We start from the raw sequence: 16,147 nt of genomic DNA, 5'->3' as shown, positions 1-16,147 counted from the left end.
GGCGTCGTGACAGCCCGTTTCTCCTGTGTCGTGGACGACGACCCGCGGTTCGCCCGGCAGGCGCTGCTCTGGGCGGCCAGCCTGATGATCTACGGCCTGCAGAGTGCCGAGTCGCTGGTCGTGCACACGATCGGCGACGGTGATCCGCGGCTGCGCGAGCTGCTCGGCTCCTGGGGCGTTCAGGTGGTGCCGGTCGAGGCGTTCGACGAGCGGCATCCGTACTCGAACAAGCTCGCCCAGTTCGGCAGCGGCGCGCTGGGCGGGGCCGGCCACGTGGTGCTCTGCGACTGCGACCTCGCCTTCGCCGCGCCGATCACCCCGTGGCTGCGCGGCGACCGGATCCGGGCCCGGATCGCCCAGCGGCCGCAGCTGCGCGAGGAGCAGTGGGCGGCGCTGTTCGCCGAGGCGGGCCTGCGGCTGCCGGGGCGCCGGGTGCTGGCCGGCAACGGCGAGCCGACGCCGGCCGCGTTCTGCAACGGCGGGCTCTACGTCCTGCCGGGACGGTTGTTCGCCGAGTTCGGCGACGCCTGGTCGACCTGGAACCGCTGGCTTCTCGACCGGATCGAGCTGCTCGGCCCGGCGCACATGTTCGCCGACCAGGTCTCGTTCGCGATCGCCTGCGAGCACCTCGGGCACACGGTCGACTACCTGCCGATCGACCTGAACTACCACACCCGCGGCAGCAGTGCCGCGCTGCGCGGCAGCGGGCGGCGCTACGCCGAGCCCCGGGTGCTGCACTACCACCGGATGGTCGGGCCCCGCGGCCTGCTGCGGATGGAACGCATCTCCTCCCGGAACGCGGCGACCGAGCGGATCAACGACGTGATCCGCAACCTCAAGGAGCTGTATCCGTTCGACGAGCCCGCCGACGGGTGACGATCAGCAGGACCGCGCCGCCGGAGACCAGCAGCCAGCCGATCGCCAGCAGGCGGGCGTAGTCGCCGCCGGTGACCGGGCTGCCGCCGCCCGGGGAGTCGCCGCCGGGCAGCTGCGACGGCGACGCCGGCCGGGACGCCGGCGCGCTGTGGCCGGGCGACCGGGTGGGTTTCGCGGTGTGCGACGGCGCGACGGTCCGCGACGGCGACGTGGCCGGCGTGCTGGGCGTGCCGGTCCCGGACGGACCGGCCGACGGCGACGGCGCGGCCGGGGTGATCGTGCCGGGCGCCTCGGCCTGCACCCCGGACGGCTTGGTCGGGGTGGTCGCGTCGGCCTTGACCAGGAAGCTGGTGCCCGCGGCGATGTCCTGCTCGCTCAGGTGATAGGCCGCCGAGGTGCAGGTCATCTTCTCGGCCGGGGCCAGCGTCGTCCTGGGGCAGGTCACCGCGACCGGCAGGCCGGTCAGCACGATGCCGTTGAGGGTGACGTTGCCGTTGTTGGCCACCTCGATCGTGGAGGTGATGTCGTCGGTGGTCAGCGGCCGGCCGTCGCCGTCGGTGTCGTTCCAGGCGATCGTCTGGCTGGCCGCCACCGACGGGGCGGCCGGTTCGACGGAGGTGTCCAGCTTGCCCGGCGAGGACTGCAGGCGGGCGGTCGCGCCCGGTTCCAGGCCACTGGCGACCGCGGTGTTCGTGATCGTCCGTCCGGTGTCGATGTCCTGCTGGGTGACCAGGTAGGCGAGGTCGGCGGTGCAGGCCGTCGAGGAGTGGACGGTCAGGACGGTGCTGACGCAGGTGGTCGAGCCGACCAGCCCGTCGAAGACGCCGACGCCGCTCATCGTGACGTTGCCGTTGTTGGTGACGATGTAGTGGTAGCGCAGGCGGTCGCCGGCCGCCGGCGCCGCGCCCAGGATGACGGTGGCCGCGGAGACCGATCCGGGCACGGTCCGCGGCTCGACGACGGCCGAGACGTCGATGTCGATCTTCCCCTGGGCCGCGGCGACCGGCACGGTCGCCGACTGCTGGTCGTAGACGACGTCGGCCGGGGCGCCGGGCCGGCGCCCGCTGACCGTCGCCAGGTCGTGCAGCCCGACGCCGGCGTCGACGTCGGCCTGGGTGACCCGGTACGGCGTGGTGGTCGCGCAGGTCAGCACCGCGCCCACGGCGAGCGGCCCGGCCGGGCAGGTGGCCGCGCCGGCCCGGGGGTCGCTGATGCCGATGCCGGTCACCGCGACGTCGCCGTCGTTGGTGACCGTGTACCGGTAGGTGACGGTGTCGCCGGCCTCCGCCCCGAGCTGGTGGCCGGCCGGGGACACCACCGCGGCGACGGCCAGCGCGAGCGAGTCGGCGGCGACCGCCATCTGCTCGGTCGTGGTGGCCGGCCCGAACGACAGCACCGGGACCGTGCCGGCCGCCCGGCCCCGGACCGTGGCGCTGGAGCCGATCGGCGTCCCGGCCTCGACGTCGGGCTGGTCGATCGCATAGGCCGCGCCGCCGGTGCAGGTGGTGCTGGCGCCCGCGGCCAGGGTGGTCGCCGCGCAGGTGGCCGCGCCGGCCCGGGTGTCGATGACCGCGATCCCGACCATGGTGACGTTGCCGGTGTTGCGGACGGTGTAGCGGTAGGCGATGGTGTCGCCGAGCACGAGCTGGTCGTGATGGCCGGCCGGGGTGACCGCGGCGGTGGCCGCGACGCTCAGCGCCGGGCCGGAGGCGACCACCGGGAAGCCGGCCGAGGGCGAGGTCAGGGTGGTCGCGGACGCCGCCCCGGGCGTCCGGCCGGTGACCGCGACCGTGGTGACGACCGGCGCGTTGGTGTCCACGTCGCCGTTGGTGACGGTGTACGGCGTCGCGCTGGTGCAGGTCATCGACGCGCCGGGGGCCAGGACGGCGCCCGGGCAGGTGGCGCCGCCGGAGCGGGGGTCGCTGACGGCCAGGTCGCTGATCGTCTGGTTGCCGTTGTTGGTGAGCACGGTCCGGAAGGTGACGGTGTCACCGGTGTCGGCGGCGCTCTGGTGCCCGGCCGGGCTGATCACGGCGGTCACCACCGCGTTCAGCGCCAGGGTCGCCGGGGCGACGCCGATGCTGGTGGTGGCGGGTCCGTAGGAGCGCGGCGCCGGGGAGCCGACCTGCCGGCCGAGCACGTGGGCGTCGGACACGATCGGCGCGCCGGCGTCGATGTCGGACTGGGTCACCGCGTACGGCGGCCCGCCGGAGCAGATCACGCTGCCGTTCACCGGCAGCGGCGCGGCCGGGCAGCCGACCGTCCCGGACAGGGTGTCGGTGACGGCCAGGTTGTCCATGGTCACGTTGCCGTTGTTGGTGACCGTGAAGGCGTACGTGATCACGTCCCCGGCCGCGACGGCGCTCTGGTGGGCCGGGTTGCCGACGACCGCGCCGGCGGCGATGGTCAGCGACGGCGCGGCGACCGCGACCGCCGCGGTGGCGGCCGGCGCCGTGAAGCTCAGGTCGGTGGGGGTTCCGGCGCGCCGGGCGACCGCGCCGGCGGTGTCCGAGATCGCGGCGCCGGCGTCCAGGTCGGCCTGGACGATGGTGTACGTGCCGCCGGTGCAGGTGGTGGTCGCGCCGACGGCGAGCGTGGTGGCCAGGCAGGTCGCGACCCCGCCGGTCGAGCCGCTGACCCGCAGCGTGTCCATGGTGACGTTGCCGATGTTGTGCACCGAGTACGTGAACGCGACCGTGTTGCCCACGTTCCCGCCGTTGGCGAGGGCGGCCGGGGTGAGCTGCAGCAGCGGGTTGGCCGGGGCGACCGGCACGGTCAGGGCGACCGGACCGTAGGGCTGGGCCGAGGTGTCGGAGGGGCTCTGCCCGAGGGCGGTGGCGATGGACGTGACCGGCCCGCCGGTGTCGACGTCGTTCTGGGTGACGGTGTACGCGGTGCCGCTGGTGCAGGTCATCTCGGCGGCGACGGCGAGCGTGCTGCCGGGGCAGCTGGCCGCGCCGGTCAGCGCGTCGCTGAGGCTGACCGCGGTCATCGGCACGTTGCCGTTGTTGGTCACCAGGTAGCTGTAGGTGATCGTGTTGCCGGCCGCGGCGGAGAACCGGTTCGCGACCGGGCTCACCGCCGGGGTGGTGGTGACGGTCAGCGACGCGGCGGCCCGGGCCAGGGCGACCGTGTCGGTGTCGGTGGCGTACGTGCTGGACACCGCCGCGCCGGGGGCCCGGGCGGTCAGCACCGCGCCGTCGGTGATCGGCGTGCCGGCGTTGATGTCGTTCTGCACGACGGTGTAGGACCCGACGCCGGTGCAGGTCATCGACGCGCCGACGGCCAGCGTGGCGGCGGGGCAGCTGCCGCCCCCGCCGATGGTGTCGCTGATCGCCAGGCTGCCCATCGTGACGTTGCCGGTGTTGATCACGTCGTACTGGTAGGTGATGGTGTCGCCGACCTGCGCCTGGTTCTGCCGGGCGGCCGGGGCGACCACGGCGGTCGCCCACATGCTCAGCGACGGGACGGCCGGGGCGACGTTCACGCTCGCGGTGAACGGCCCGAACACCGGGCTGGCGCCGCCCGGGGTGCCGGCGTTGACCGTGCCGCTCGCGGTGATCGGCAGGCCGGCGTCGATCCGGGCCTGGGTGACCGTGTACGGCGCCGCGCTGGTGCAGGTCATCGACGCGCCGACGGCCAGCGTACTGCCGGGGCAGTTGACCGTGCCGGCGAGCGGGTCGGTCAGCGCGATGCCGGTCATCGTGACGTTGCCGTCGTTGGTGACGGTCCAGGTGAGCGCGATGGTGTCGCCGACCCGGACGGCGCTCTGGTGGGCGGCCGGGTTGACCGTGGTGGTGGCCACGACCGCGATCGACGGGGCGGGCGCGGCGACGGTCACCGCGGCGGTGCCCGGGCCGTAGGTGGCGCTGACCCCGGCCCCGGGGGCCCGGCCGGCGACCGAGGCGGTGCCGACGATCGGGGTTCCGGCGTCGAGGTCGGCCTGGGTCACCGTGTAGGAGCCGGTCGCGGTGCAGGTCATCGCGGCGCCGGCGGTCAGCGTGGTGGCCGGGCAGACGGCGGCGCCGAGCCGGGTGTCGGTGACCGCCAGGCTGGACATCGTCACGTTGCCGTTGTTGGTGACCGTGTAGGTGTAGCCGATGGTGTCGCCGGCCTGCGCGGCGTTCTGCCGGGCGAGCGGGTTGACCGCGGCGGTGACCGCGACGGCCAGCATCGGGGCCGGCACGGCGACCGGGACCGACGCGCCGAACGGGCCGTAACTCGACGTGGCGGCGCCGGGCGCGCGGCCGGTGACGGTGGCGCTGTCGGCGATCGCGGCGCCGGCGTCGAGGTCGGCCTGGGTCACCGTGTACGAGCCGGTGCTGGTGCACGTCATGGTGGCGTTGACGGCCAGGGTCGCGGCGGGGCAGTTCGCGATCCCGGTGCGGGTGTCGGTCACCCCGATCCCGGTCATCGTCACGTTGCCGGTGTTGGTCACCGCGTACGCGAAGGAAATGGTGTCGTTCTTGGCGGCGGCGCTCTGCCGCGCCGGCGGCGTGACGCTCGCGGTCACCACCGCGGTCAGCGCGGGCGCGGCGGTGGCGACGGCGACGCTGGTGGCGAACGGCCCGAACGAGCGGGTGGTGCCGGAGTTGACCAGCCGGGCGGTGAGCGTGGCGGCGTCGACCACCGGCCCGCCGCCGTCGACGTCGGCCTGGGTGATCGTGTACGAGCCGCCGCTCGTGCACGTCATCGACGCGTTCACGGCCAGCGTGCTGCCCGGGCAGACGGCCGCGCCGGCCAGCGTGTCGGCGGCGGCGACCTGGGTGAGCGCGGCGTTGCCGTCGTTGGTGAGCAGATAGGTGTAGGTGACCGTGTCCCCGGCCCGGGCCGCGCCGGTGTGCCCGGCCGGGTTGACCGCGGCGGTGACCGTGGCGCGCATCGACGCGGTGCCGGTGGCCAGCGTGACGGTCACCGGTGCCGGCCCGAAGGTGGCCGCCGCGGCGCCGCCCGGCGGGGTCGCGGTCACCGTGGCGGTGTTGTAGACCGGCGCCTGGGCGTCGAAGTCGGTCTGGGTGATCGTGTACGGCGTGCTGCCGGTGCAGATCATCGACGCGCCCGCGGCCAGCGACGTGCCCGGGCAGGTCGCGGTGCCGGTCAGCGCGTCCCCGGCGGTGATCTGGCTCATCGTCACGTTGCCGTCGTTGACGACGGTGAACCGGTAGGTGACCGCGTCGCCGGGCAGCGCCGCGTTCTGCCGGCTGGCCGGGGCGACGGTGGCGGCCGCGGTGATCCGCAGCGACGAGGCGGCCGGGTCGATCACCACGGTGGCCTGGGCGGTGTTGTTGCCGCTCGCCGGGTCGGTGCTGTCGGCCGAGAGCAGCCGGGCGATGGTGGCCGGGCTGCCGGCCTGCAGCGCGGTGCCGCCCAGGGCGAGCGTCAGCGTCGAGCCGGCCGCCAGCACCGGCAGCGACCAGCGGCCGGTGCCCGCGTCGTACGCGCCGGACCAGGAGGTCCCGGAGCTGATCAGCAGGCCGGTCTGCGGCTGGATCTGGAACACCACCGTGGTGGCGTCGGACGGGCCGGTGTTGTGGACGGTCACGGTGTACCCGACCGGGTCGCTGGCCACCACGTGCGGGGTGCCGGTGGTCGCGGCGACGTCGATGTCGGCGAGGTGGTCGACGGTGACCGTGGTGGTGGCGCTGTCGTTGGTGGCGTCCGGGTCCGGGGAGGTGGCCGAGACGGTCGCGGTCCGGCTCAGGCCGCTGCCGCTGTAGCCGGCCGGCAGCGTGGCGTTGAACGTGATGTCCCAGGTCGCGCCGGTGGCCATCAGGGACCGGGTGCAGATCAGCAGGCCGCCGTCCGGGGTGATCCCGGAGGCGTCGGTGCTGCCCTGGAAGGTGCAGCTGCCGGCCGCGGTGGTCGCCGACGGGACCACCTGCCCGGCCGGGACCGGCTGCTGCAGCAGGACGCCCTCGGCCCGGGTCTGGCCCTGGTTGGTCACCGTGACCACGCTGCGGACGTGCTCGCCGGCGACCAGGTTCGCCCCGGCCCGGTCCGGGTCGGTGATCGTCTGGGTCACCCGCAGGTCGCTGCGCAGCAGCACGGTGAAGTTGGTGGTCAGCTTGTCGTTGGCGGCGTTGTTGTCGGTGGTCGTGGAGATCACCTGGACGGTCGCGGTGCCCGGCCCGGCCTGCGCGTCCGGGGACAGCTGGATCGTGCCGGACAGCGGGATGGTGCCGCCGCTGGGCAGGTGCGGGATGGTGCAGGCGTTCGGGGTGCAGTAGGCGGCGAACGGCCCGGTGGTCGGCCGGATGATCGACACGCCGGGCGGCAGCACCGGGACGAACGTGACGTTGTCCGCCATCGACGGGCCGTAGTTGTGCACCAGCAGGGTGTAGGTGGTCGAGTCCCCGGCGTACGCCGTGGTGGTGCCCAGGCTCAGGGTGATCCCGATGTCGGCGACCAGCGCGCCGGCCCCGGTCACCGTGACGATGTTGTTGCTGACGTCCGGGTCCGGGGTGGCCGCGGTCAGCGAGACGGCGTTGTTCACCGTCGGGTTGCTCTGCGGCAGCGTCATCGTGATGGTGACCGTGGTGCTGGCCCCGGCGGCCAGGCTGGCCAGGGTGCACTCGATGGTGCCGGTCGAGGTGGTCGCGCAGGTGCCGCCGGGCACGGTCGCCGACGCGTTCGTCGAGTTGCTCGGGATCGGGTCGGACAGCACCAGGCTGCGGGCCGTCGACGGGCCCTGGTTGGTGATCACCGCGGAGTAGGTGATCGGGTCCCCGGCGACCGGCACCGCCGGCGCGTAGGTCATGGTCACGCCCAGGTTGGCGCTGGCGGTGGCCGCCTTGCTGACCGAGACCGAGTTGTCCGACTGATTGGTCTCGTAGGTCGCGCTGGTCACCGACGCCCCGAGGGTGTAGGTGGTGCCCGGCGTCTCCCCCGGTGGCACGTTGCCGGTGATCGTCATGGTCCGGGTGGCGTTCGCGGCCAGGCTCGGGTAGTCGCACTCGGCCTTCGTGCCGGTGACCGTGCAGGTGCCGCCGGCCGACGAGGCGGTCACCCCGGTCAGTCCGGCCGGGACCGTGCCGATCAGCTGCACGGTGCTCGCGGCGCTCGGCCCGGCGTTGCTCGCGGTGACCGTGTAGCCGACCGGCTGGCCGGCGACCACGGCCGCGGTGACCTGGGCCGCGGTGACCGACAGGTCGGCGGCCGGGTTGACCGCGATGCTCGCGGTGTCCGACGTCGAGGTGGCCGGGGTGTTCGCGAGCGTCTCGGTGTACGCCGCGGTCGTGTCGTTGTCCAGCGTCGTCCCGGCCAGGGCCGAGTTCACCACCACCTGGTACGAGATCGCCTGGCTGTCGCCGGGCCCGAGCGTGCCGCCGGCCGAGCTGCTCGCGCCCGAGCCGACCCGCACGTTCACCGTCCGCGAGCCGCTGACGTACTCGCCGGCGTCGTCACCGGAGGCGTCGGTCGGCTTGACGGTCGTCGACCCGCTGATCGACTTGAGCGAGCCCGGCACGTACGTGGTCCCGGCCGGCAGCGCGTCGCTGATCGACGCCAGCCGCGCCGGGTTGCCGCCGTTGTTGCGGGTCGTCACGGTGTAGGTGAGCGTGTCACCGACGTTCGCGGTGCTCGCCCCGGTGGCGTTGCTGACCGTGGTGGTGGTGCCCAGGCAGGCGGCCGAGCCGAACGAGATGGCGTCGAGGAAGTTGCCGATGCTCGGGGTGGTGCTGGCCGACGAGACCGACTTGAACGCGAACCGGGTGCTGGTCTGCCCGGCCGGGACGGTGTAGACGCCCGAGTACGTACCCCAGGCGGTGTTCGGGTCGGAGATGTTCGGCCCCTGCTGGGCGAGCACCCCGGCCGGCGCCCCGATCATCACCGCCATGGTGTCGGTGCCGGTGCGGCCGCGGTGGCTCAGCTGCCAGCGCAGCGTCTGTCCGGGAGTGGTCGGCAGGTCCTGGTAGAGCGTCGAGACCATGTTGGCGTTCAGCTCGGCGTGCTGGCTGCCGGAGGCCGGCACCACCCCGCCGTAGCCCCGCCAGAGCTCGATCTTCTGGTCGGTCGCGGTGGTCAGCCAGCCCGGCACCAGCGACTGCGACATGATCGAGACCGCGCCGTTGGAGATCACCGGCTGCTCGAAGTCGCCGTTGGTCAGCGCGACCGCGGCCGGGCAGACGGTCTGCGCGGCGAGCGCCGCGGTCCCGGTGGGCAGCAGGACGGCGACCACGGCCGCGGCGGCCACGAGGGCCATCAGGGCCGCGGCGAACCGGCTGAGTGAACCACGCACGGATCGGGTGCCCCTGTTCGATCAGATCGACATGCGGGCACGTCCCGGCCCGCCACGTCCCAGGCTATGCGCGATCCACCGAAAAAATGACAGATAGTCACGTTTATCCAGACAAGTCATTTGCAGTCAGACAAATTCCCAAACCCCTTCCTCGCGTACGGCGTCAGCCCGCGCCCGCGGGAGCCTGTCCGATCCGGAACATGAAATTTACATACGTAACGGCACACATAAGCCTCCACGCATAGAAAGATAGACATCAATAGATGTCTTCTTCCCCATTCGCAGGAGGACGTTAGTGAGAATCGCAACCGCGCTGGCCGGCATCATCACGCTGGCCGGCGGAGGGCTGGCGGCGACCGCCACCACCGTGTCGGCCGCCCCGCCCGCCTCCCCGGCACCGTCGCTGACCGCGGCGGCCGACCAGGCGCTCGCCCAGCACCCCGCCGCCGTCAAGGCCTCGCCCGAGGACGCCTACCAGGTCTACAGCAGCAAGACCGACGCCGCCGGCCGCGGCACCGTGCGCTACACCCGTACCTACGACGGGCTGCGGGTGCACGGCGGTGACCTGATCATCCGTACCGATGCGAAGGGTGTCTTCGCCGGCAGCTCGGTCGGCCTGGCCGCGCCGCTGAGCCTGACCACCACCCCGAAGGTCACCGCGGCCTCGGCCCGCCGGGCCGCCACCGCCGCGTTCACCGGCAGGGTGACCAGCACCGGCACCCCGGAGCTGTTCGTCGACGCCGGCCACGGCACCGGCGTGCTGTCCTGGGAGACCGTGGTCAGCGGCCGGCTGCCGGACGGGCAGACCCCGTCGCGCCTGCACGTCGTCACCGACGCCCGCACCGGCAAGGTCACCGGCTCCTACGACGAGATCGAGAGCGTCGCGGGCACCGGCAACAGCATCTACGCCGGCCCGGTCGCGGTCGACACGACGGCCGGCGACACCGCGTTCAGCCTCACCGACCCGGTCCGCGGCAACGGCTCCACCTGCGACATGGGCAACCGCACCTCGGGCACCTGCGCCGTCTTCACCGACGCCGACAACGTCTGGGGCACCGGCGCCAACAGCGACCGGGCCTCCGCCGCGGTCGACGCGCACTTCGGCGCGGCCACCACGTTCGACTACTTCAAGAACGTGCACGGCCGCAACGGCATCTTCGGCACCGGCGCGGGCGTGCCGTCGCGGGTGCACTACGGCAGCGCCTACGTCAACGCGTTCTGGGACGGCGCGCAGATGACCTACGGCGACGGCTCCGGCAACGCGAAACCGCTTGTCGCGCTGGACGTCGCCGGGCACGAGATGTCGCACGGCGTCACCGAGAACGTGGTGCCCGGCGGGCTCACCTACTCCGGCGAGCCGGGCGGCCTGAACGAGGCCACCAGCGACATCTTCGGCAGCATGGTGGAGTTCTACGCCAACAGCGCCACCGACCCCGGCGACTACGACATCGGCGAGAAGATCGACATCCGGGGCACCGGGGCACCGCTGCGGTACATGTACAACCCGACCCTCGACGGCTCGTCGCACGGCTGCTGGTCGAGCACCACCAAGAACGTCGACGTGCACTACTCGTCCGGCGTGGCCAACCACTTCTTCTTCGACCTGGCCGAGGGCAGCGGCGCCACCTCCTACGGCACCTCGCCGCTGTGCGGCTCGGCGTCCCCGGTCACCGGCATCGGCCGCGACAAGGCCGCGGCGATCTGGTTCCGGGCGCTGGACAGCTACTTCGTGTCCAACACCAGCTACACCGCGGCGCGCGGCTACACCCTGGCGGCGGCCGCCGACCTCTACGGCTTCTGCGGCACCGACTACAAGGCCGTCCAGGCCGCCTGGACCGCGGTCAACGTGGCCGGCGACGACTTCTGCTCGACCGGCAACGACTTCGCCCTCACCCTGTCGGCCCCGGCCACCGCGCTCGACCCGGGCACCTCGGCCACCCTGACCGCCGGCACCGCGCTGGTCAACGGCGAGGCCGAGACCGTGACGTTCACCGCCGGCGCCACCCCGGCCGGCGTGACCGTCTCCTTCGAGCCGGCCACCGTCACCGCCGGTGAGTCGACCACCGTCACGGTCACCGCGGCCGAGGGCGCCGGCCGCAGCAGCGCCCCGGTCACCATCACCGCCACCGCCGCGTCGATCACCCGGTCGGCGGCGCTCACCGTCACCGTCAACAGCTCCCCCGGCTGCGTCGCCACCAACGCCACCGCCGTGCCCATCCCGGACAACACCACCGTGACCAGCACCGTCGAGCTGACCGGCTGCGCCACCGCCGCCTCGGCGACCAGCTCGGTCGAGGTGCACATCACCCACACCTACATCGGTGACCTGGTGGTCAGCCTGATCGCGCCGGACGGCACCGCCTACGTCCTGCACAACCGGGCCGGCGGCAGCACCGACAACATCAACCAGACCTACACCGTGAACCTGTCCGGCGAGACCGCCAACGGCATCTGGACCCTGCGCGTGCAGGACGCCGCCACCGTCGACACCGGCACCCTCACCAGCTGGACGCTCTCGCTGTAACGGCCCGGCAGGGGCGGCGGCCTCCGGTCGCCGCCCCTCATCCCGGCTCGGGCGGGTGCGCCGAGATCAGCCCGGACTCGTAGGCCACGATGATCAGCTGCGCGCGGTCGCGGACACCCAGCTTCATCAGCAGCCGGCCGACGTGGGTCTTCGCCGTCGCCGGGCTGACGAACAGCCGCTGCCCGATCTCACTGTTGGACAGCCCCCGCGCCACCAGGGTCAGCACCTGCACCTCGCGCTCGGTCAGCCCGTCCAGCGACGGCGGGACCGGCCGGGTGCTCGCCGGGCGCCGGACGAACTCCTCGATCAGGTGCCGGGTCACGCTCGGCGACAGCAGGGCGTCCCCGGCGGCCACGATCCGGATCCCGGCCAGCAGGTCGGCCGGCGGCGTGTCCTTGAGCAGGAAGCCGCTGGCACCGGCCTTGAGCGCGCCGAACACGTACTCGTCGAGGTCGAACGTGGTGAGCATCAGGACGCGCACGGTGCCCGGATCGGCCTCCTCGAGGATCCGCGCGGTCGCCCGCAGGCCGTCCATCACCGGCATCCGGATGTCCATCAGCACCACGTCCGGCCGGGTCCGCCGGGTGAGCTCCACCGCCTCGGCGCCGTCCGCCGCCAGGCCCACCACGTCGAGGTCGTCGGCCGACTCGATGAGCACCCCGAACCCGGCGCGGACCAGCGCCTGGTCGTCGGCGACCAGCACCCGGATCACGCCGCGCCCGCCCGGGCCGCGGCGGTGAACGGCAGCGTGGCCGCCACCCGGAATCCGCCGCCGGCCCGCGGCCCGGCGGTGATCCGGCCGCCGAACACGGCGACCCGTTCGCGCATCCCGATCAGGCCGTGGCCCGGGCCGTTCTCCCCGGGCGCCCGCCGCGCGGGCGGCCCCGGATCACAGATCTCGATCACCACGGCCGTACCGGGATAGCCGATCGACACCTCGGCCGCGGGCCCGCCGTGCCGCAGGACGTTGGTCAGACCCTCCTGGACGATCCGGTACGCCGACAGGTCGACGCCGTCGGGCACCCCGTCCGGCACCCCGTCCACCCGCAGCTCCACCGCCAGGCCCGCCTCGGCGAACTGCCGCACCAGGGCCGGCACGTCGGTCAGCCGGGGCGCCGGCGCCAGGCTGGCCGACGGCTCGTCGCCCTGGCGGAGCACGCCGAGCAGCCGGCGCATCTCGACCAGCGCCGCCCGGGTGTTGGTCTCCACCGTGGCCAGCGCCTGCCGGGCCAGCTCGGGCCGGCTGTCGATGACGTGGTGGGCGACCCCGGCCTGCACCGCGATGACGCTCATCGAGTGCGCCACCACGTCGTGCAGCTCCCGGGCGATCCGCAGCCGCTCCTGGCCCACCGCCTGGCGCTCGCGCAGCTCCCGGTCCTGCTCGAGGGCGCGCGCCCGTTCCCGCAGCTCGGCCAGCTGGACCCGGCGGACCCGGACGTTCTCCCCGGCCAGCCACGCCACCACCAGCGCCAGCACGGTGCTGATCCAGGTCGAGGCGGTCACCACCCCGGCGGGCTGCAGGCTCAGCGCCACCGCCAGCGCGACCAGCGCGGCGGCGAACGCGAACCCGGCCCGGCGCCGGTCGGCGTGCAGGCTGACCGCGAACGTCAGCGCGAACAGCGCGTAGCCGGGGAACGCGCTGAAGTGCCCGAGCGAGTACGCCAGCACCGCCGTGGTGCCGCACGCCACCGCCGCCACCGGATACCGGCGGTGCCCGGCCAGCGGCGCCGTGACCGCCGCCGCCAGCAGGTACGCCACCGGCGTGCTGGCCCGATCGCCGGCCAGCTCAGCCGCCATGACCAGGAACAACAGAGCCGCCACGGCCGCGTCGAGGACCCGGCGATCAATCGATCGCCACAGTTCCAGGGGACTCCGCGGGGGGCTCATTTCGCCACCGTAGCCCGCGGCAGGATCCGGGCGAGTCAGCCTGCGGGCGTACGCCGCGAGGAGCACCCGCTCTCGTCGCGCCGGGCGACGACGACGGGCCCGGCCACCGGCCACCGTGGTGTCGAAGCCATCGACCAAGGAGTCATCGTGAACCATCCCCGCCCGCTCGGCGTCTTCCTCGTCACCGTAATCGGCCTGACCTGGGCCACCCAGCTGACGTTCCTGCTCAACGGGGCCGACCTGACCCCGGCCCTGCTGGCCGAACTGGTGTTCCTGCTGGGCGGCGCGACCGCGATCACGGCGTACACCCAGGGCCGGGCCGGGGTGCGCCGCCTCTACGCCGGCATCACCCGATGGCGGCTCGGGGCCGGCCGGTATGCCGTCCTGCTCGCGGCCATGCCGGCCCTGACGCTGCTGGTCGCCGCGCTCACCGGGACGCTGCGGCAGCCCGACGGCGGGTGGCTCAAGCTGGTCACGACGTACCTCTTCATGACTTTGATCTTCGGTGTTCTGCTGGGGAACCTCTGGGAGGAGACCGCGTGGTCGGGGTTCGTGCAGAGCCGGCTGATGGCCCGGCACGGGCTGCTCGCCGGATCGCTGCGCACCGCCGTGCCGTTCCTGCTCATCCACCTGCCGCTGATCTTCGCCGCGGACGGCTGGGCGCACACGACCTGGCGCGCGGCCGGCCTCGACCTGGCGCTGCTCACGCTGGCCGCGCCGTTCTTGCGCTACCTGATCGGCACGCTGCTGGTCGACACCGGCGGCAGCATCCTGGCGGTCGCGCTGCTGCACGCCTCGTTCAACGCCGCCGGGTCGATGGCCGCGGTCAGCGGCGGCTGGCAGTACATCCCCGCCATGATCATCCTGACCCTGCTGGTCGTCGCCCACCGCGCCCGGCGCGGCAACGCGGCGTCCGATCACCGCCAGACAGCCGATCCGGCGTCGCCGAGGATTCCGGCATGACCAACGCACTTGACGGCAAGGTAGCTCTCGTCACCGGCGGCGGGCGCGGCATCGGCGCCGCCGTGGCACTGCGCCTGGCCGAGGAGGGCGCCGACGTGGCCCTCACCTTCCAGCGGAATCAGCAACGCGCCGACGACGTGGTGGACCAGATCAAAACCTTGGGGCGACAAGCGATTTCGGTACGGGCGGACAGCGCCGACCCGGCCGCGGTCGTCGCCGCCGTCGACCGTGCGTTCGACCAGCTCGGCCGGTTGGACATCCTGGTCAACAACGCCGGCTCGTTCCTGCTCGGGCCGATCGGGCAACTCGGCCTGGACGAGTTCGAGCAGACCGTGGCGGTCAACGTCCGGGCGCCGTTCGTCGCCTCGCAGTCCGCGGTGCGCCACATGCCGGCCGGCGGCCGGATCATCAACATCGGCAGCAACGTGGCCGAACGGGCGGTCTTCCCCGGCTTCGCCCTCTACGCGATGAGCAAGACCGCGCTGACCGGCCTGACCAAGGCCCTCGGCCGCGAACTCGGCGGCCGGCGAATCACCGTCAACCTGGTCAACCCGGGCCCCACCGACACCGAGTTGAACCCGGCCGACGGCCCGGACGCCGCCACCGTCAACGGCTTCACCGCCCTGGGCCACTACGCGGCACCGGCCGACATCGCCGCCGCGGTAGCGTTCCTGGCCGGCCCGGACGCCGGCTACATCACCGGCGCCACCCTCAACGTCGACGGCGGCTTCACCATCTGACCAGCCATTGCCGCAGCTCACCGGGCCGGCCGCCGTCGCTACAGGATGCTCCAGGCGGTCAGCTCCCGGCGCCCCCGCCGCAGACCGGCGACTCGACGGTGGACCTCGGCCGCAGCGGCGCTGCCGGGTTCCGCCTTACGCGCGTTGGTGGCGATCATCTGCAGCTCCCGGAGCCGGCAGAGATCCTCGAAGTGTTCCCATTCGCGCGGATCCCGCCCGTAGGCGGCAAGAAAGTCGGTGAAGGCGTGGCCGGCGCCGAATCGACGGCAGTGCACCGCGACCGTTGCCACGTCCCAGATCCGCGGACCGATGCAGGCACCGTCCCAGTCGGCCAGGACCGGGGTGCCGTCCGCGCGGCGCAGCGCGTTTCGCACCTGCGGATCGGACTGGACGAGACCGACTCCCAACGGCATCCCGGTCGTCCACACCTCGGACAGCACACCCAGCCGGCGAACCAGCACGTTCTGGTCGCTCGGCGGCAGAATGCGCGACGCGGCGATCGAGCGGCGGATCCCGGCCCGGGGGTCGAGAGTGGCCAGCTTGATCGGCGGGCGGGCGAGGGCGTGCAGATCGTTCAGGAGGCGTCCGAGCTCGCCCGTCGTGACGGGTCGGTCGACACCCGCGTCGAGTCGCTCCCAGACCGTGACCGGATAGCCGTCGACCTCTATCGGCTGCGGCAGATCCGCGACGAGCGCCACGGTCGGGAACCCGCGTTCGACCAACCACTGAACAAGATCAACGACCGTCCGCAGGCAGTCGAAGGTGATGGCCGGCGGCGCGATCTTGACGACGACCCCGGCGACCGCATAGACGGCGTTGGTGTGATGGCGCAGCAGCACCGCCTCGGCGACGGGCCGGCCGAGAAGACCGCAGACCTTGGCGAGAACGGGCCGGCTCTGCTCCTCGGTGAACATAACGCTC

The 16,147-nt window shown here is 73.2% G+C and carries 8 protein-coding genes; 4 read left to right on the top strand and 4 right to left on the bottom strand.

Annotated elements, in window-relative coordinates:
- Nucleotides 1-6 precede the first annotated feature (6 nt).
- Complete coding sequence (locus L3i22_RS23525; protein ID WP_221329106.1) at nt 7-876, top strand: hypothetical protein; 870 nt, start codon at nt 7-9, stop codon at nt 874-876.
- On the opposite strand, the gene L3i22_RS23520 is transcribed toward L3i22_RS23525, so the two are convergent.
- On the bottom strand, nt 836-9,112 hold the full coding sequence (locus L3i22_RS23520; protein ID WP_221329105.1) for an S-layer family protein: 8,277 nt from the start codon (nt 9,110-9,112) through the stop codon (nt 836-838). The genes L3i22_RS23525 and L3i22_RS23520 overlap by 41 nt on opposite strands.
- A gap of 295 nt (nt 9,113-9,407) precedes the next feature.
- Here L3i22_RS23520 and L3i22_RS23515 point away from each other — a divergent pair, with 295 nt between their 5' ends.
- Nucleotides 9,408-11,636, top strand: a complete 2,229-nt coding sequence (locus L3i22_RS23515) for a M4 family metallopeptidase (protein ID WP_221329104.1) — start codon at nt 9,408-9,410, stop codon at nt 11,634-11,636.
- Between the two features lie 37 nt (nt 11,637-11,673).
- Here L3i22_RS23515 and L3i22_RS23510 read toward each other — a convergent pair whose 3' ends face one another.
- Together L3i22_RS23510 and L3i22_RS23505 are read right to left on the bottom strand one after the other, a co-directional pair.
- Nucleotides 11,674-12,348, bottom strand: coding sequence for a response regulator transcription factor (locus L3i22_RS23510; RefSeq protein WP_221329103.1), 675 nt, complete (start codon nt 12,346-12,348; stop codon nt 11,674-11,676).
- Nucleotides 12,345-13,523, bottom strand: coding sequence for a sensor histidine kinase (locus L3i22_RS23505; protein ID WP_221329102.1), 1,179 nt, complete (start codon nt 13,521-13,523; stop codon nt 12,345-12,347). Before L3i22_RS23505 ends, L3i22_RS23510 begins: the two co-directional genes overlap by 4 nt.
- 147 nt (nt 13,524-13,670) lie before the next feature.
- On the opposite strand from L3i22_RS23505, the gene L3i22_RS23500 reads away from it, so the two are divergent.
- Nucleotides 13,671-14,486: a type II CAAX prenyl endopeptidase Rce1 family protein gene (locus L3i22_RS23500; RefSeq protein ID WP_221329101.1), complete on the top strand. Its 816-nt coding sequence runs from the start codon at nt 13,671-13,673 to the stop codon at nt 14,484-14,486.
- The gene (locus tag L3i22_RS23495) at nt 14,483-15,226 is read left to right on the top strand and encodes an SDR family NAD(P)-dependent oxidoreductase (protein ID WP_221329100.1); all 744 of its coding nucleotides are present in this window, start codon (nt 14,483-14,485) and stop codon (nt 15,224-15,226) included. Before L3i22_RS23500 ends, L3i22_RS23495 begins: the two co-directional genes overlap by 4 nt.
- A gap of 38 nt (nt 15,227-15,264) precedes the next feature.
- Here the strand turns inward: L3i22_RS23495 and L3i22_RS23490 are convergent, their stop codons facing one another.
- On the bottom strand, nt 15,265-16,140 hold the full coding sequence (locus tag L3i22_RS23490; protein ID WP_221329099.1) for a phosphotransferase enzyme family protein: 876 nt from the start codon (nt 16,138-16,140) through the stop codon (nt 15,265-15,267).
- Nucleotides 16,141-16,147 lie beyond the last annotated feature (7 nt).

Source organism: Actinoplanes sp. L3-i22, assembly GCF_019704555.1.
GTDB lineage: Bacteria > Actinomycetota > Actinomycetes > Mycobacteriales > Micromonosporaceae > Actinoplanes.
This window is presented reverse-complemented; position numbering and strand designations above follow the sequence as displayed.